Annotated in this window: 15 protein-coding genes; 10 read left to right on the top strand and 5 right to left on the bottom strand. The window is 54.8% G+C overall.

The window, feature by feature from the left end; translation table 11 throughout:
- Nucleotides 1-2: 2 nt before the first annotated feature.
- Nucleotides 3-938 carry a divergent polysaccharide deacetylase family protein gene (locus QVF11_RS14895; protein ID WP_185930813.1) on the top strand — a complete coding sequence of 312 codons (936 nt, stop codon included), beginning with the start codon at nucleotides 3-5 and terminating at the stop codon, nucleotides 936-938.
- Here QVF11_RS14895 and QVF11_RS14890 read toward each other — a convergent pair.
- The 3 genes from QVF11_RS14890 to kbl all read right to left on the bottom strand — a co-directional run bounded on the left by QVF11_RS14890 (nucleotide 935) and on the right by kbl (nucleotide 4,121).
- On the bottom strand, nucleotides 935-1,732 hold the full coding sequence (locus tag QVF11_RS14890) for a glycosyltransferase family 2 protein (protein WP_287858010.1): 798 nt from the start codon (nucleotides 1,730-1,732) through the stop codon (nucleotides 935-937). The two genes, QVF11_RS14895 and QVF11_RS14890, sit on opposite strands and share 4 nt — an antisense overlap.
- Nucleotides 1,733-1,892: 160 nt before the next feature.
- The gene (tdh, locus tag QVF11_RS14885) at nucleotides 1,893-2,918 is read right to left on the bottom strand and encodes an L-threonine 3-dehydrogenase (protein WP_004855475.1); all 1,026 of its coding nucleotides are present in this window, start codon (nucleotides 2,916-2,918) and stop codon (nucleotides 1,893-1,895) included.
- A 9-nt stretch (nucleotides 2,919-2,927) separates the two neighbouring features.
- Nucleotides 2,928-4,121: a glycine C-acetyltransferase gene (kbl, locus tag QVF11_RS14880; protein ID WP_112215933.1), complete on the bottom strand. Its 1,194-nt coding sequence runs from the start codon at nucleotides 4,119-4,121 to the stop codon at nucleotides 2,928-2,930.
- Nucleotides 4,122-4,462: 341 nt separating this feature from the next.
- Between kbl and rfaD the strand changes: the two genes are divergently transcribed.
- The 5 genes from rfaD to QVF11_RS14855 all read left to right on the top strand — a co-directional run bounded on the left by rfaD (nucleotide 4,463) and on the right by QVF11_RS14855 (nucleotide 9,609).
- Nucleotides 4,463-5,407 (top strand): ADP-glyceromanno-heptose 6-epimerase, encoded by a 945-nt coding sequence (gene rfaD, locus QVF11_RS14875; RefSeq protein WP_110276979.1) that lies wholly within the window; start codon nucleotides 4,463-4,465, stop codon nucleotides 5,405-5,407.
- Between the two features lie 116 nt (nucleotides 5,408-5,523).
- Nucleotides 5,524-6,582: an ADP-heptose--LPS heptosyltransferase RfaF gene (gene rfaF, locus QVF11_RS14870; RefSeq protein WP_287858006.1), complete on the top strand. Its 1,059-nt coding sequence runs from the start codon at nucleotides 5,524-5,526 to the stop codon at nucleotides 6,580-6,582.
- A gap of 3 nt (nucleotides 6,583-6,585) precedes the next feature.
- A complete protein-coding gene (rfaC, locus tag QVF11_RS14865; RefSeq protein WP_287858005.1) occupies nucleotides 6,586-7,557 on the top strand; it encodes a lipopolysaccharide heptosyltransferase RfaC in 972 nt (323 codons plus the stop codon).
- Entirely contained in the window at nucleotides 7,557-8,465 is a 909-nt protein-coding gene (locus QVF11_RS14860; protein WP_112216015.1) for a sugar glycosyltransferase, read from the top strand. Before rfaC ends, QVF11_RS14860 begins: the two co-directional genes overlap by 1 nt.
- A complete protein-coding gene (locus tag QVF11_RS14855; RefSeq protein WP_167492714.1) occupies nucleotides 8,443-9,609 on the top strand; it encodes an O-antigen ligase family protein in 1,167 nt (388 codons plus the stop codon). Before QVF11_RS14860 ends, QVF11_RS14855 begins: the two co-directional genes overlap by 23 nt.
- A 194-nt stretch (nucleotides 9,610-9,803) precedes the next feature.
- Here QVF11_RS14855 and QVF11_RS14850 read toward each other — a convergent pair whose 3' ends face one another.
- A complete protein-coding gene (locus QVF11_RS14850) occupies nucleotides 9,804-10,886 on the bottom strand; it encodes a glycosyltransferase family 9 protein (RefSeq protein WP_287858003.1) in 1,083 nt (360 codons plus the stop codon).
- Nucleotides 10,887-10,907: 21 nt separating this feature from the next.
- Complete coding sequence (locus QVF11_RS14845) at nucleotides 10,908-11,870, bottom strand: polysaccharide deacetylase family protein (RefSeq protein WP_112216017.1); 963 nt, start codon at nucleotides 11,868-11,870, stop codon at nucleotides 10,908-10,910.
- 111 nt (nucleotides 11,871-11,981) lie between these two features.
- On the opposite strand from QVF11_RS14845, the gene rfaQ reads away from it, so the two are divergent.
- The 4 genes from rfaQ to QVF11_RS14825 are packed head-to-tail and all read left to right on the top strand — an operon-like array spanning nucleotide 11,982 to nucleotide 16,299.
- Nucleotides 11,982-13,058, top strand: coding sequence for a putative lipopolysaccharide heptosyltransferase III (rfaQ, locus tag QVF11_RS14840; RefSeq protein WP_287858002.1), 1,077 nt, complete (start codon nucleotides 11,982-11,984; stop codon nucleotides 13,056-13,058).
- Entirely contained in the window at nucleotides 13,055-14,182 is a 1,128-nt protein-coding gene (locus QVF11_RS14835; protein ID WP_287858000.1) for a glycosyltransferase family 4 protein, read from the top strand. The genes rfaQ and QVF11_RS14835 overlap by 4 nt, the downstream gene beginning before the upstream one ends.
- 2 nt (nucleotides 14,183-14,184) lie before the next feature.
- Nucleotides 14,185-15,279: a glycosyltransferase gene (locus QVF11_RS14830; RefSeq protein WP_287857998.1), complete on the top strand. Its 1,095-nt coding sequence runs from the start codon at nucleotides 14,185-14,187 to the stop codon at nucleotides 15,277-15,279.
- A gap of 30 nt (nucleotides 15,280-15,309) precedes the next feature.
- Entirely contained in the window at nucleotides 15,310-16,299 is a 990-nt protein-coding gene (locus QVF11_RS14825; protein WP_112216021.1) for a glycosyltransferase, read from the top strand.
- Nucleotides 16,300-16,337: the final 38 nt, after the last annotated feature.

The raw sequence follows: 16,337 nt of genomic DNA, 5'->3' as shown, positions 1-16,337 counted from the left end.
TTTTGCTTCAATTTCGCACAATTGCACTCGCGGTAACCACTACGCTGGTTATGGCGTCGCCGGTTTTTGCCGGCAAACTCTCCATTGTTATTGACGACTTTGGCTATCGTCCACAAACCGAAAACCAGGTGCTGGCGCTGCCAGCGACGATCTCCGTGGCCGTACTCCCTAATGCACCTCATGCTCGAGAAATGGCGACAAAAGCACATAACCTCGGCCATGAGGTGCTGATTCACCTGCCGATGGCGCCGCTGAGCAAGCAGCCGCTGGAAAAAGATACGCTCCGCCCGGATATGAACAGCAGCGAGATCGAGCGCATAATCCGCGAAGCTTATGGCAAAGTCCCGTACGCCGTGGGGCTGAACAACCATATGGGCAGCGCCATGACGTCAAATCTGTTTGGTATGCAGAAGGTGATGCAGGCTCTGGAGCGCTACAACCTCTATTTCCTTGATAGCGTCACTATCGGTAACACCCAGGCCATGCGCGCGGCGCAGGGCACTGGTGTGAAGGTGATCAAGCGTAAGGTGTTTCTCGACGATACGCAGAACGAAGCGGATATCCGCTATCAGTTCAACCGCGCAATCGCTCTGGCACGGCGCAACGGTTCGGCTATCGCCATCGGTCACCCCCATCCAACTACGGTGCGCGTGCTTCAGCAGATGGTGTATAACCTGCCGCCGGATATAACCCTGGTACGCCCGAGCAGCCTGCTCAACGAGCCGCAGGTCGATACCTCAACGCCGAATATCGCGCCGCCGCCTGCACAGCCGCCGCGCAACCCGTTCCGCGGCGTGAAATTGTGCAAACCGAAGCGTCCGCCGGAGCCTGTGAACGCCAGTCGCTTCTTTACTGTTCTGAGCGAAAGCATCAGCCAAAGCGCGCTGGTGCAGTACTATCAGTTGAAGTGGCAAGGCTGGGATAACCCCACTAACTAAATTTGCCGGGAATCCGGGCGCTTTTCCGCCACGGGTTCCTGCTTATCCTGATGGGCGTACCAGGCCTTGAAGTATTTGAGAAAGCTGTAAAAGGTCGCGTAAAGTCCGGTGACTACGCCAACTTTCCCCTTGCGCCACGCCCCGCTGAACAGATACCACTTAAAGAAAGCGCCAATTGCGCTGATAACCCCGCGTCCAATCGACGGCCTGACCTTCTGGTATTTAACCAGCCGCGTAGTATAGCTATTGAGCTTATTGAACACTTCATGCAGGGAGAAGAAGGTATCGTGGCGCACGAAGCCTGGCAGCTTGCTGGAGTGCTTATAGCCGACAACCTGATCGTCCACCGGTCTATCGTTAAAGCGCGCAACGGTACGATTAAATAAACGCACGGGAAAATCCGGCGATGAGACCGGGTAAATGGTTCGAACCTCTTCACCCAAAACGAACCAGTAGCGCGGCAGACGCCATGCGCAGTCAGGTGCAGGTTCATCGCCAGCTTTCAGCGCCAGAATAGCCGCCACGACATCATCATCGAGAATTTCATCGCTATCCATACACAACACCCAGTCATGGCTGGCCAGGGATGTCGCGTAGTTCATTTGTGCGCCGTGAGCGGTATAAGGATGGTGGTGAACAGTAAGACCGAATTGTTGGCAAATCTGCAGCGTGGCGTCCGTGCTGCCTGAGTCGATGACGATAAATTCATCGGCCACCTTAAGCAAAGGTGGTAAAACCTCCCTTAATAAGCGGGATGAATTACAGGTCAATAAGCATACAGAAAGTTTAAGCATAGTGTTTGTGCGGTTAAACGACGATTAAACTGACTGTATAAACGAATAGGCAAGAAAGCGATTTAGAAAAAGTGCGGAGTGGGTTAAGAATCAGAAAAGTGCAGGGTAACTCTCAAAAAAGCGCCCGCAGGCGCTTTTTTTATATACAACTCGAGTGGAATTAATCCCAGCTAAGAATCACTTTACCGGACTGGCCGGAGCGCATGGCGTCGAAGCCCTGCTGGAAATCATCAATGCCAAAGCGATGTGTGATGATCGGCGAGAGATCCAATCCAGACTGAATAAGTGCGGCCATTTTGTACCAGGTTTCAAACATTTCCCGGCCGTAAATCCCTTTGATAAACAGCCCCTTGAAAATCACCTTGGTCCAGTCGATAGACATATCTGACGGCGGGATGCCAAGCATGGCGATACGCCCGCCGTGGTTCATGGTATCCAGCATGGTGCGGAACGCCGGCGGAGCGCCCGACATCTCCAGACCCACGTCAAAACCTTCTGTCATCCCCAGTTCGGCCATCACATCGTTAAGGTTCTCTTTCGCGACGTTCACCGCCCGGGTCACGCCCATTTTGCGCGCCAGTTCCAGACGGTATTCGTTCACATCGGTGATCACCACGTTACGTGCACCGACGTGTTTCGCCACTGCCGCCGCCATCACGCCAATCGGGCCTGCGCCGGAGACCAGCACGTCTTCACCGACGAGGTCGAAAGAGAGCGCGGTGTGAACGGCGTTACCAAACGGGTCGAAAATCGACGCCAGATCGTCAGAGATATTGTCCGGGATCTTGAACGCGTTAAACGCCGGAATCACCAGATATTCAGCAAAGCAGCCCGGACGGTTTACGCCGACGCCCGTGGTATTGCGGCACAGATGCGTACGCCCGGCGCGGCAGTTACGGCAGTGACCGCAGGTAATATGCCCTTCGCCGGAAACGCGATCGCCAAGCTTAAAGCCGCGCACTTCCTGACCGATACCCACCACTTCGCCCACGTATTCATGACCCACAACCATCGGGACCGGAATGGTTTTTTGCGACCACTCATCCCAGTTGTAGATATGCACGTCGGTACCGCAAATTGCGGTCTTGCGGATTTTAATCAGCAAATCGTTGTGGCCGACTTCCGGTTCCGGTACGTCGGTCATCCAGATGCCTTCTTCCGCCTTCAGTTTGGATAACGCTTTCATCTCACACCCTTAGGCAATGACGCCCAGTTGTTTACCGATGCGGGTAAAGGCTTCCACCGCACGTTCAATTTGTTCAGGGGTATGCGCCGCAGACATCTGGGTGCGAATACGCGCCTGGCCTTTTGGTACCACCGGATAGAAGAATCCAGTGACGTAAATACCTTCTTTTTGCAACTCGCGCGCGAACGCCTGCGCCACGGAGGCTTCACCAAGCATCACCGGGATAATGGCGTGATCGGCACCCGCCAGGGTAAAGCCCGCAGCGGACATTTTTTCACGGAACAGACGCGCGTTAGACCACAGACGATCGCGCAGCTCGCTGCCCGCTTCCACCATTTCCAGCACTTTAATCGAGGCGGCGACAATTGCCGGAGCCAGCGAGTTGGAGAAAAGATACGGACGTGAACGCTGGCGCAACCACTCAACAACCTCTTTACGCGCTGCGGTATAGCCGCCGGACGCGCCGCCCAGCGCTTTGCCTAAGGTACCGGTGATAATATCGACCCGGCCCATCACATCGCAGTACTCATGAGAGCCGCGACCGTTTTCACCGACAAAGCCAACGGCGTGAGAGTCATCGACCATGACCAGCGCATCGTATTTATCCGCCAGATCGCAAACGCCTTTCAGGTTGGCAATGACGCCATCCATTGAAAATACGCCGTCGGTGGCGATCAGCACATGACGGGCCCCCGCTTCGCGAGCCTCTTTCAGGCGGGCTTCCAGCTCCTGCATGTCGTTGTTGGCGTAGCGAAAGCGCTTCGCTTTGCACAGGCGTACGCCGTCGATAATTGACGCATGGTTCAGGGCATCGGAGATGATCGCGTCTTCTGCGCCAAGCAGGGTTTCAAACAGGCCGCCGTTGGCGTCAAAGCAAGAGGAGTACAGAATCGCGTCTTCCATACCGAGAAAATCCGCCAGCTTCTTCTCAAGCACTTTGTGGCTGTCCTGGGTACCGCAGATAAAGCGCACAGAGGCCATGCCAAAGCCGTGGCTGTCCATTCCGCTTTTCGCGGCGGCAATCAGTTCCGGGTGGTTCGCAAGGCCCAGATAGTTATTGGCGCAGAAGTTAATCACCTGGCTCCCGCCGACGGTGATATCCGCCTGCTGCGCCGAAGTGATAATCCGTTCTTCTTTAAACAACCCTTCCGCGCGCGCGGTATCCAGGTCATTGGTTAACTGTTTGTAGAAATCACCACGCATTGCAACTCTCCAGATTCGGCAAAATTTGGCACATAATTACCCTAAATAATTCGAGTTGCAGGAAGGCGGTGACGCAGCGAATCCCCAGGAGCTTACTCTGGTAAGTGACTGGGGTGAGCGAGGAAAACCAACGTACCTGTAACTTGAAGTATGACGGGTATATTACCTAAAGATATACGCTGATACGAGATGATGCATTCCTGAATGAATTATTTGCAGCATAAATCACGAGACCCTCTACACCTTTTCGGCGAATGGCTGAAGCCTTTCCGATGTGGTGATATGATATGAGTATTCATGTCCGGATTGTCTCCGGGCACCCTACTTCAAAGGTTACAGTTATGATCATCGTTACCGGCGGCGCAGGCTTTATCGGCAGCAACATCGTTAAAGCACTGAATGACCAAGGCATTACCGATATTCTGGTTGTCGATAATCTGAAAGACGGCACCAAGTTCGCGAACCTGGTTGACCTGAATATCGCTGACTACATGGATAAAGAAGACTTCCTGATCCAGATTATGGCGGGTGAAGAGTTCGACGATATCGACGCAATTTTCCACGAAGGTGCCTGCTCTTCCACCACCGAGTGGGACGGCAAGTACATGATGGATAACAACTATCAGTACTCTAAAGAGCTGCTGCACTACTGCCTGGAGCGTGAAATCCCGTTCCTGTACGCCTCTTCCGCGGCGACCTACGGTGGCCGCACCAGCGACTTTATCGAGTCCCGCGAATACGAGCAGCCGCTCAACGTTTACGGCTACTCCAAGTTTCTGTTTGATGAGTACGTTCGCCAGATCCTGCCGGAAGCAAACTCGCAGATCGTTGGCTTCCGTTATTTCAACGTCTACGGGCCGCGCGAAGGCCACAAAGGCAGCATGGCCAGCGTTGCGTTCCATCTCAATACTCAGTTGAACAATGGCGAAAGTCCGAAACTGTTCGAAGGCAGCGACGGCTTTAAGCGCGACTTCGTCTACGTCGGCGATGTTGCTGCGGTAAACCTGTGGTTCTGGGAAAACGGCGTCTCCGGCATCTTTAACCTCGGCACCGGCCGCGCGGAATCCTTCCAGGCGGTCGCGGACGCCACTCTGGCTTATCATCAGAAAGGCAGCATCGAATACATTCCGTTCCCGGATAAACTGAAAGGTCGCTACCAGGCGTTTACCCAAGCGGATCTGACTAACCTGCGCGCAGCGGGCTACGATAAACCGTTTAAGACCGTGGCCGAAGGTGTAACGGAATATATGGCCTGGCTCAACCGCGACAGTCATGCGAATTCATAAAATCATTCGGGCAGTATCAAGGCGGCAACTGAGTGAATCTTCAGGAACATAGGATAACTATGTGACTGAAGTGAACGAAGGCAGCCAACGCAGAGACAGCTTGAAGGATGAAATGAATGAAGATATTGGTGGTAGGCCCGTCATGGGTGGGCGACATGATGATGTCGCAAAGTCTCTATCGTACGCTCAGGGCGCGCTATCCCCAGGCAATCATCGACGTGATGGCACCCGCGTGGTGCCGTCCGCTGCTGTCGCGTATGCCAGAAGTCAATGAAGCGATCCCGATGCCACTTGGTCACGGAGCGCTGGAAATCGGCGAGCGCCGCAAGCTTGGGCACAGCCTGCGCGAGCGTCGTTACGATCGCGCTTACGTGCTACCGAATTCGTTTAAGTCGGCGCTGGTGCCGTTCTTTGCAGGTATCCCACTTCGTACCGGCTGGCTTGGCGAGATGCGCTACGGCCTGCTGAACGATGCCCGCAAACTGGATAAAGAAGCCTGGCCGCTAATGGTCGAACGTTATGTCGGTCTGGCTTACGACAAAGGCGTGATGCGCTGCGCGAAAGACTTGCCGCAGCCGCTGCTGTGGCCGCAGTTACAGGTGACTGAAGGTGAGAAATCGCAGACTTGTAACGCGTTCAACCTCTCATCTGACCGCCCGATTATCGGTTTCTGCCCCGGCGCGGAATTTGGCCCGGCCAAACGCTGGCCACACTACCACTACGCTGAGCTGGCGAAACAGCTGATCGACGACGGTTATCAAATCGCCCTGTTCGGTTCTGCTAAAGATAACGAAGCGGGCAAAGAGATCATCGCCACGCTGAGCACGGAGCAGCAGGCATGGTGTCGCAACCTGGCCGGGGAGACCCAGCTTGAGCAGGCCGTCATTCTGATCGCCGCCTGTAAAGCGGTGGTCAGCAACGACTCCGGCCTGATGCACGTCGCCGCCGCGCTGGACCGTCCGCTGGTCGCGCTTTACGGCCCGAGCAGCCCGGATTTCACCCCGCCGTTGTCGCATAAAGCGCGCGTTATCCGCCTGATTAGCGGCTACCACAAAGTGCGTAAAGGCGATGCCGCCGAAGGTTATCACCAAAGCTTGATCGACATTACCCCACAGCGCGTACTGGAAGAACTAAACGCGCTGTTGACGGAAAAACTGGAAACAGAGGAAGCGTAGCGGATGCGGGTATTGATCGTAAAAACCTCGTCCATGGGCGACGTACTGCACACGCTGCCCGCACTAACCGACGCCGCGCAGGCCTTTCCCGGCATTCGTTTCGACTGGGTCGTTGAGGAAGGGTTCGCGCAGATCCCTTCCTGGCATGAAACCGTTGATCGAGTGATTCCGGTCGCGATTCGCCGCTGGCGTAAAGCGTGGTTTTCGGCGCCGATAAAAGCCGAGCGCAAGGCATTTCGCGAAGCGGTACAGGCGCAAAAGTACGACGCTATCATAGACGCCCAAGGGCTGGTGAAAAGCGCTGCGCTGGTGACCCGGCTGGCCCGTGGCGTTAAGCACGGCATGGACTGGAAGACCGCCCGCGAACCGCTGGCGAGCCTGTTCTATAACCGTCGCCACCATATCGCTAAACAGCAACACGCCGTTGAGCGCACCCGCGAACTGTTTGCCAAAAGCCTCGGCTACGCAAAGCCAAAAACTCAGGGCGACTACGCCATCGCTCGCCATTTTTTGCGCCAGGATGACGGCTCTGTCGCGCCGTATCTGGTGTTCCTGCATGCCACCACCCGTGATGATAAGCACTGGCCGGAAGAGAACTGGCGGGCGCTTATCGCCCTGCTGGCCGACAGCGGCCTGCACGTTAAGCTGCCGTGGGGCGCGCCGCATGAAGAGGCGCGGGCCAGACGCCTGGCGCAAGGGCATGATTTTGTCGACGTGTTGCCGCGCATGAGCCTGGAGCAGGTAGCCCAGGTGCTGGCAGGCGCGCGCGGGGTGGTTTCCGTCGACACCGGTCTGAGCCATTTAACCGCCGCGCTCGATAAACCAAATTTCACGCTATACGGCCCGACCGATCCGGGGCTGATTGGCGGCTACGGTAAGAATCAGTACGTTGTACGTCCCGAAAGCGGCAACTGCACGGGGGATATTGGCGCCACCCGGATTCTGCAATTGTTGAAATCTCAGGAACTGGCTTAATGGGTTCATTGTTTAAGCAGATCTATCGCTACACGCATCGACGAGCCTTTCGCCATAACGAAAATCTCTGGCCGTTTACCCACATCACCCGCGCGGCGAGCGGTGAAATTCGCACACTCGAATATAAGGGAAAAACGGTTCCGCTGGTTAACCTGAGCGAGCTAAAAGATAGCGCACAGGGTGAAGTGCTGCTGACGGCGACGGGTCCCTCGACCCGAAGCATCGATTTTTCTCTGCTGCCGAACAGCATTCCGGTGATGGGGGTAAATGGTGCCTGGCATCTTTCTGATAAGATTAAATTTTCTCTCTATACCATCGTGGATATGGAGTTTTACGACAAAAAACCGGACGTTATTCGTTCGGTGATTAGCCAACCCGATCTCATCCTCTTCACCACCATGCACGGTATTGCCAAAATCCTCGACCGCCATGGCTCAGAGCTTCGCTGTCGTTTGGCATTAATTGAAGACGCCTGTTATAAAATCTACCGGCCCAAAGTCGCCAAAAGCGCGATACAGCAAGCCTGGCGACATATCGATGCTCTGCGCTTTCACCCACAGCGGCAGGATATTTGCTTTAGCACCGATATCCGTCACGGGATTTTTGATGCTGGAACCGTGGTCTACTGGGCGCTACAAATCCTGATGTGGCTGGGATTTAAAACCATTCTGATAACCGGGCTGGATATGAGCAATTTCAACCAGCCGCGATTCTACGAAACGGAACAGGATAAACTCCCCTCCTGGCTGGCAAATAAGGTGGATGACCTGGTCATGCCGTCTTTTTCGCACGCTGCCAACGTGCTGCAACAAAACCATATTCGGGTCGTTAACTTCTCCTTAGAAAGCGCGGTTCCGGAAACGATTTTCGAAAAGGTTTCATTTGATGAGTACTTTAAAAATCAGTAGTTACGCCAGACAGGGTTACACCATTTTCTTTCCTTTGTTTCTGTTTTTTAGCGCTATTTTTTGCGTATCAACCCGGGCAAACAATCTTCTTCACTTATCTATTTTGCTGTTTTTGCTTTCACAACTGAACACAGACAACCGCCGGGCATTAGCGGAGAGCCTGCGCCAGCAGTGGCCGGTCTATGGTCTGCTGGTCGTATTCTGCGTGTACTATGCGCTGAGCAATATTTGGGGCCAGACGCCGCAGCATATCGATTCCCCTCTGACCCACGGCACCTATACCATTTTCTATCTTCTGCTGCTGACGACGCTACTTGGCCATCCTCGCACCCGGCATCTGACGCTGCTGAGCATCGTGGCCGGGATCACGGTGCTGTCTATCTGGACGATGGTTATCGACTTCACCCTGGTCCTCAAGGAGCGACTGGTTTCGCCGGATAATCCCGGCCCGACCAACGTTATCGACCTGGCGGGTTATTGCGGTATTGGAGTTCTTATTTGCGCCATGCTGCTGAAAGAAAAAGGCAGCCACCTTCTGTATGTGCCGATGGCTATCATGCTGGTGATGCTATTTCTGACCCAAAGCCGCGGCCCGATTATCGCCCTACTGGTGGCGTTTGTTTGCACCCTGCATCTGCACGTCTTTACCCGCCGTAATATCTTGATTGTCGCCGCGTTAGCGATGATTCTGGGACTGCTTTTCTTCTTCACCCCCACCGGGGACCTGCTGCTGGCGCGCTTTGAGGAGCTGGGGACGCAAAGCGGTTTGCGCATCAGCATCTGGCATCATACGATCGAGGAAGTGGCCAGCCAGCCGTGGCTGGGGCGAGGTTTTGACTACGAGCTGAACTTTACCAACTACAGCGGCGAACATATCACCACCACCCACAGCGTCTATCTTGGCGCCCTGCTGAAAGGCGGCATCATTGGCCTGGCACTGCTGTTGGCGGTGATTACCGGAGGGCTATGGCAGGCATGGCGCAAACAGCAGGATGGCCGCTACGGACTGGCGATTTTTATCTATGCGCTGATTTTTATGGCTTCGCAGGGGATGTTTATCATCAGCAACCCTCGGGAAACCTGGCCGCTGTTTTGGCTACCCTTAGGCATTGCGCTAAGCAGTCGCCTGAAGACGAAACACTGAATGCGGCACTCTGCACTCTTCCGTCATTGCCCGGTGGCGGCTCGCGCCTTACCGGGCCTACGGAGGTATATAACATGATGATATTGATGTTTTGGTAGGTCAGGTAAGGCGTAAGCCGCCACCTGACAGAAATGCGCGCACCGTATCTACAACAGGTTTGTCATCAGTCTCCAGGGCCCTGACGCGGGCCTTTTTTATACCTGCTTGCGAGAGGCAATAAGGCTATCCACCTGCGCCTTGATGACGGGCCAGACGGCATCAACCGTCATATCAGCAACATTTGTCTCTTCACAGACAACTTGTTCAGCTTTGTCATAGCCCGGGGCCCAGATGATATATCCCGGCAGGCCGGTGTCTTTTAGTTTGCGCTTGTTGTAAACCGCGACCATCGGCTTGTCGAACGCCCTGGCAATATGCACGACGGCGGTATCCGCCGTAATGACCAAATCGCAGCAACGAATAACCTCTACCGCCGAATTAATATTGCTATCAGGCAGATACAGCGCCGAATCCAGTTTTAGCTGACGAATTTTTTCGCTGTGCCCCACCATCACCACACTCACTTTATAAGGCAGCGCATGTAGTCGTTCAATTACAGCAGTAACCTGGTGACGACAAAAGTCTTTATCGGTTGAGGCGGTGAACGGGTTTATCGCGATACGCAGTTCGCTATCCTGCTCCTGAGCGAACAAGCATTTAACTTTTTCCTGCTCACCAGCGTCACCGGGAAGATGATAATGGTAATGCTCACTGGCTACGCCAAATAACCGGACCACTTCTTTATAGCGGGCAGAAATATGGCGGCTACTATCGAAAAAAGAGATCGAATGATCGTAAAGTTTATATTCTTCTTTATTAAAACCAATGACGCAGTCGAGGCGTAAATCGGCGAGTAATTTAAAACGCTCATAGGTTTTAACATCATCAAAATCGACAACCGCGTCAAACCCTGACGCGCGCAATTCATTTAGCGACATGCGGGGTTGATATAAATAGACCTGCTCCAGAAAATCTGCGCCCGCAAGCATGCGTTTACAGATTGGCCCCGTGAGCACGGAAACCTGATAGCCCTGGTCGGCCAGCAGCCTTGCACAGCCGGTTGTAACCACCATATTCCCGACCTTATCGTCCAGGCGCAATAATAAAACATGCCGGATATACTCGGGATTAAAAGGCTGGCGCGCGCTTTTATTTCTGTAACGATAGTTAATTAAACGAAATTTAATTTCGCGGAAGAATGCATTTTTCTTCCGCGTAAACTGCTTAACGATACGCATACGGTACCTGGTTATAGTCTCTTATCGCTGTGTGTGTTTCTGTTGGTAATACTCCGCCAACGTCATTCCCTTCACCTGCGGCGCCAGCCAGCTGAAAAAAGCCTCCAGATCGGCGTATAAGCGCTCGATATCCTGCTCGTTTTTAAACGTTGGGCTGCCGCCAGGCATGTACTCAGAAGAGTGGAGCATATATTCGACGTAGTCATTACCCTGAGTCAACGTCTGTTCCACGACTTTTTTCATCGTTTCGACGTTGCCGCCCATCGGACGCAGCCAGTGAACGGACGGTGAACGCACCTTGCCTCGCAGGCGATCGTAACCCTGCTTCAGACTGTTCATCCACGCAGAATGCTTGTACTGAATGCTCATCGGCACTTCCAGCAGCGGCGACTGCCCTTCACGGCGAATATCGTTCTCATCGAGGAAGTAGGCGTGCTGCGGGAAGTTGCGATAATCGGTACCACCGTCGCCCTGCGGCGCGCCTTTGGCCGTTTTCCAGTTCACCCGAGGGGTGACCGAGCAATCAACCAGATAGCCATACTCCACCAGCAGACGCGCATAGCGCTCATCAAAAGCCCAGCGCCCGGCGCGATGGCTAACCATTTTGGTCTGGAAGGTATCTTCCAGCAGACGAGTCATATAGTCGACTTTTTCTCGCATCGCCGCATCGCTGTACTCAATCAGATACGGTTTATGCCGCCAGTCGTCATCGGTAAGCGGCTCAGTCGGCGGGCTGTTCCAGGCGTGCAGATGCATGCCAACTTCTGCGGTTCCCCGGGCAATCACATCTTTGGCAAATTCGATATAAACCGGGTCGATGGCCATTTCATAGTTGGTCAAATAAACCGGTTTGAAACCATACTTTTCGCAAAGCTGCTGAAAACGCGGTAAATAGCGCGCATTCTCGGTGGTGATGCTGTCATGTTTTTGCCAGAGGTTATCGCCCTCTGTATCAATCGTGATGAGAAATGCGGGTTTGTGCACGAAAACGTCCTCAGGCCATACGTATCGGGTCATGGTAGAGCAAGACAACGCTTCTCTCAATCTATCTGATCCCCTAGAATCGGAACCCTTATCCTGGATGAAGAACAGAGTATGACGCCTGAAACCCGCACTTCCGGCCGCGTAAACCCGGCGCGAATCTTGGTTATCAAGCTTCGCCATCATGGCGACATGTTATTGATAACCCCGCTTATTCACGCGCTAAAACAGCAATATCCCGCCGCGCACGTGGATGTTCTGCTTTATGAAGAGACTCGGGATATGCTCGCGGCGAATGCCGATATCAACCACATTTATGGTATTGATCGGCGCTGGAAAAAGCAGGGAACCGGTCATCAATTGAAGATGGAGTGGCAGCTGATTCGCACGCTCCGCCAGCAGCGCTACGATATGGTGCTCAATCTTGCCGATCAGTGGCCGAGCGCGATCATCACTAAATTAACCGGCGCAGCAACCCGCATCGGCTTTGACTTCCCGAAACGCCGTCATCCGGCCTGGCGTTTTTGCCATACCGCTCTTGCCTCAACCGCACAGCATAACCAGCTGCACACGGTACAGCAGAATCTGTCGATTCTGGCACCGCTTGGGCTAAATGTTGATAATGCGCCAGCGAAAATGGGTTACAGCGAGCAGGACTGGGCCGGCAGTCGCGCGCGGCTGCCGGAAGGGTTTCAGGACAACTATATTGTTATTCAGCCAACCTCCCGTTGGTTCTTTAAATGCTGGCGCGAAGAACGCATGAGTGCCCTGATTAACGCCCTCTCTGAAGCGGGCTACGCGGTGGTACTGACCTCCGGGCCTGACGCCAAAGAGAAACAGATGATAAAAACCATTATGGCAGGCTGCCCCAATGCCCGCCTGCATTCACTCGCCGGGCAGCTAACCCTGCGCCAGCTGGCGTCAGTCATCGACCACGCCCGCCTGTTTATCGGCGTGGACTCGGTGCCGATGCACATGGCTGCCGCACTGAACACGCCGCTGGTCGCGCTGTTCGGCCCCTCCAAGCTCACCTTCTGGCGTCCGTGGCAGGCGCAGGGCGAAGTTATCTGGGCGGGTGATTTTGGCCCTATTCCCGATCCTGACGATATCGACACCGGCACGGACGAACGTTATCTCGATTTAATTCCCACCGACGCGGTTATCGCGGCGGCGAAAAAGGTACTGGCATGAGTAAATTCAGGCTGGCTCTGGTACGCCAGAAGTATCGCCCGGACGGCGGCGCGGAGCGCTTTGTCTCCCGCGCGCTGGAAGCCCTCGACGACAGCGATCTTGAACTGAACGTCATCACCCGCGAGTGGCAGGGGCCGGTGAAGCCCGAGTGGAACATTCACATCTGCAACCCACGCAAGTGGGGACGCATCAGCCGCGAGCGCGGTTTTGCCGAAGCCGCACGCCAGCTGTGGCAGCGCGAGTCTTTCGCCCTGGTGCAAAGCCATGAGCGCATCCCCGGTTGCGATCTGTACCGCGCTGGAGACGGCGTACACCGCCGCTGGCTACAGCAACGCTCGCGCATTCTGCCCGGCTGGAAAAGCCGCTTGCTGTTTGCTGACCGCTACCATCGCTATGTGATGCAGGCCGAGCGCGAAATGTATCAGGACTCTCACCTGCGCGGCGTCATCTGCAACGCGGAGATGATTAAACAAGAGATTATTGAAGACTTCGGCCTGCCGGCGGAAAAAATCCACGTTATCTATAACGCTATTGATAACCAGCGTTTTCTGCCGCCAACGGAAGAAGCCTTTGTTGCGCTGCGCGCCAAATGGCATCTACCGCTGCAGGCGACCTGCCTGATCTACGTCGGCTCCGGCTTTGAGCGTAAGGGGCTGGAAGCGGCAATTCGCGCCATCGCCCCGACCGATCGGTATCTGTTAGTGGTTGGCAAAGATAAAGAGCAGGGCCGCTATCAGCAGCTAGCGAAAACCCTGAACTGCGAGGAGCGGGTGCGCTTTTTTGGCATGCAGTCAGAAACCCTGCCGTTCTATCAGATGGCCGATGGTCTGCTGTTGCCAACGCTCTACGATCCGTTCCCCAACGTGATTCTTGAGGCGATGGCCTGCGGTCTACCGGTCATTACGACTACCGGCTGCGGCGGCGCAGAGTTTATCGTGCAGGGCAGCAACGGCTACGTTTGCGACGCGCTGGATATCCCGGCCCTGCAGGAATCCGTTATCGCTCTGCCCGCCCGTGCCTTAGGTTCTACGCAAGGCGAACGTGCCCGCGAGCGCATCATGGCCTGCACCAGCGAACGACTATCGGCGCAGCTGCTCTCCCTCTATCAGGATCTGGTGAAATAACGATGCGCATACTGTTTGTTATCGACGGCCTGCCCGGCGGCGGCGCGGAAAAAGTGGTGCTGACGCTGGCGGAACAGTTTCTTAAAGAGGGAGAGCAGGTGTCGCTTTTTTCCCTGCGCGACGTCTGCGATTACCCGCTGCCGGAAGGGCTGGACTATCAGGTGATCGCCGACCGCTGCCGCAAACCGTGGCGCAAACTCACCGAGCTGTCCCGGCGCGCGCGCCAGCTTGATGCGGCGATCGATAAAGCAGAACAGCACGGTCGTTTCGATCTGGTGCTGTCGAATCTGCATAAAACTGACCGCATCGTCTCCCGCAGCCGCCTGCTGAACGGGCGTAACGTTTGGTTCTGCCTGCACGGCGTGTTCTCCACTTCCTATCTCGGCCATCGCACCGGTTTTGACCGCTGGATGAAGCAGCAGAAGATCAAGCGCGTTTATCAGGGGCGCAACGTCGTGACCGTTTCCGATGCGGTCGGCAAGGATCTGGTCGAACAGTTCGCTATTCGTCCGGCACAACTGCAAACCATTTATAACCCGTTTGATATCGCCGCGTTGCGTGCCGCAGCTGAAGAACCCAGCCAGCGACCCGATGGCGACTATATTATTCATGTGGGCCGTTTCCACCCCGGCAAACGCCACGACCGCCTGATTGAGGCCTATGCGCAAAGCGGTATAGATGCGCCGCTGGTGCTGCTGGGACAGGGTAAACCGGAGCAGGAGCAGCGCCTGCGCCAGCTGGCGCTGCAACTACAGGTTAGCGATCGCGTCCTGTTTAAAGGCTTCCAGAAAAACCCGCTGCCGTGGATTAAAGGCGCGCGGATGCTGGTCCTGAGCTCCGATAGCGAAGGTTTTGGCAACGTGGTGGTTGAAGCGCTGCTGCTGGATACGCCGGTCGCCAGCACCCGCTGCCCGGGCGGTGTCACTGAAATTCTGATCGGCGAGCTATCGCGCGGCCTGTCAGAGCTAAACAGCCCAGCGCTGGCTCAGACGATGCAAAGCATTTACCATAGCCCGCCTGCCATCGACGCCCTAATGCTGGAAAAATTCAGCGTGGCGACAATTTGTCAGCAGTACCGTCAGCTACGTAGCGCCTGACGCCGTTATTCAACCAGGATCGAATGATTTATGAGTCAAACGCCTTTACTGAGCATCGTGGCCGCCGTCTATAACGGCGAAAAATTCCTTGCGCAATTCTTTGAGTGCCTTGAGCAACAGCAGCTGGAAAGCTATGAACTGATCCTGGTGAACGACGGGTCGACGGACGGTAGCCTTGCGGTCATCGACCAGTGGAAAGACCGCCTGCAAAACGTGATTGTGCTGGAGCAGGAAAATCAGGGGGTTTCGGTGGCGCGTAATACCGGCCTCGCCGTGGCTACCGGTAAATATCTGACCTTCCCGGATATCGACGATAAGCTCTACCCGGGCATGTTCCGCACCCTGCTGGAGATGGCGGAAAAGGGCAATCTTGACGTCGCCACCTGCAACGGCCGCTACGTCTACGAGAGCAAAAAAGATATTCACCCCATTTTTCCACTGGATCGGCTGCAGTCTACCGGCGTTCTGCCCGGCCACGTGTGGTTAAAGCAGGCGTTGGATTCTCGTAAGTTCCTGCATGTCACCTGGTTGAACATCTATCGTCGCGAGTTTATCGCCAGTCACAACTTCCACTTTGAGCCCGGCCTGCGCCATCAGGATATTCCCTGGACCACGGAAGTGCTGCTGGCGGCAGAACGCGTGCAGTACACCAGCGAGCAGTTCTACGACTACTATATTCACTCTGAATCGGTGTCGCACAAGCCGGACAACGACGATACGCTGATGCGTTCGGCGCGCCACTATATGAAGATTCTGGAGATGCTGGACGCCATCAACCAGCGCTATCCGGACAAGGTTCGCGATATTTCCGCCTGCCGTTGGCAGATAGCCAAAGAAGGGCTAGGGATTATCCATACTTTCGATAGCATGAAAGATGAGTCAAAAAAGCATATTATCATTAAAGAGTTCTTTGACCGCGGTATCTGGAACCTGATCTGGAAAAACGCCCGCACGTTCCGCCTACGCTGGCGTCTTGGACGCCGCTATCTGCGCATCAAGCGCTATCGCGACGCGGCGTAATACTGAATCCCTTAGTTTCCGCCAAAGAGATAGCTTTA

It is taken from the genome of Klebsiella sp. (genome assembly GCF_027492335.1).
Lineage (GTDB): Bacteria > Pseudomonadota > Gammaproteobacteria > Enterobacterales > Enterobacteriaceae > Klebsiella > Klebsiella huaxiensis.
Note: the sequence above shows the minus strand (reverse complement) of the source record. Positions and strands in the feature narration are given on the sequence as shown.

Coding starts and splice junctions, on each gene's coding strand:
- QVF11_RS14890 (WP_287858010.1), bottom strand. CDS start 1,732: ATGCTTAAACTTTCTGTATGCTTATTGACCTGTAATTCATCCCGCTTA.
- tdh (WP_004855475.1), bottom strand. CDS start 2,918: ATGAAAGCGTTATCCAAACTGAAGGCGGAAGAAGGCATCTGGATGACC.
- kbl (WP_112215933.1), bottom strand. CDS start 4,121: ATGCGTGGTGATTTCTACAAACAGTTAACCAATGACCTGGATACCGCG.
- rfaD (WP_110276979.1), top strand. CDS start 4,463: ATGATCATCGTTACCGGCGGCGCAGGCTTTATCGGCAGCAACATCGTT.
- rfaF (WP_287858006.1), top strand. CDS start 5,524: ATGAAGATATTGGTGGTAGGCCCGTCATGGGTGGGCGACATGATGATG.
- rfaC (WP_287858005.1), top strand. CDS start 6,586: ATGCGGGTATTGATCGTAAAAACCTCGTCCATGGGCGACGTACTGCAC.
- QVF11_RS14860 (WP_112216015.1), top strand. CDS start 7,557: ATGGGTTCATTGTTTAAGCAGATCTATCGCTACACGCATCGACGAGCC.
- QVF11_RS14855 (WP_167492714.1), top strand. CDS start 8,443: ATGAGTACTTTAAAAATCAGTAGTTACGCCAGACAGGGTTACACCATT.
- QVF11_RS14850 (WP_287858003.1), bottom strand. CDS start 10,886: ATGCGTATCGTTAAGCAGTTTACGCGGAAGAAAAATGCATTCTTCCGC.
- rfaQ (WP_287858002.1), top strand. CDS start 11,982: ATGACGCCTGAAACCCGCACTTCCGGCCGCGTAAACCCGGCGCGAATC.
- QVF11_RS14835 (WP_287858000.1), top strand. CDS start 13,055: ATGAGTAAATTCAGGCTGGCTCTGGTACGCCAGAAGTATCGCCCGGAC.
- QVF11_RS14830 (WP_287857998.1), top strand. CDS start 14,185: ATGCGCATACTGTTTGTTATCGACGGCCTGCCCGGCGGCGGCGCGGAA.
- QVF11_RS14825 (WP_112216021.1), top strand. CDS start 15,310: ATGAGTCAAACGCCTTTACTGAGCATCGTGGCCGCCGTCTATAACGGC.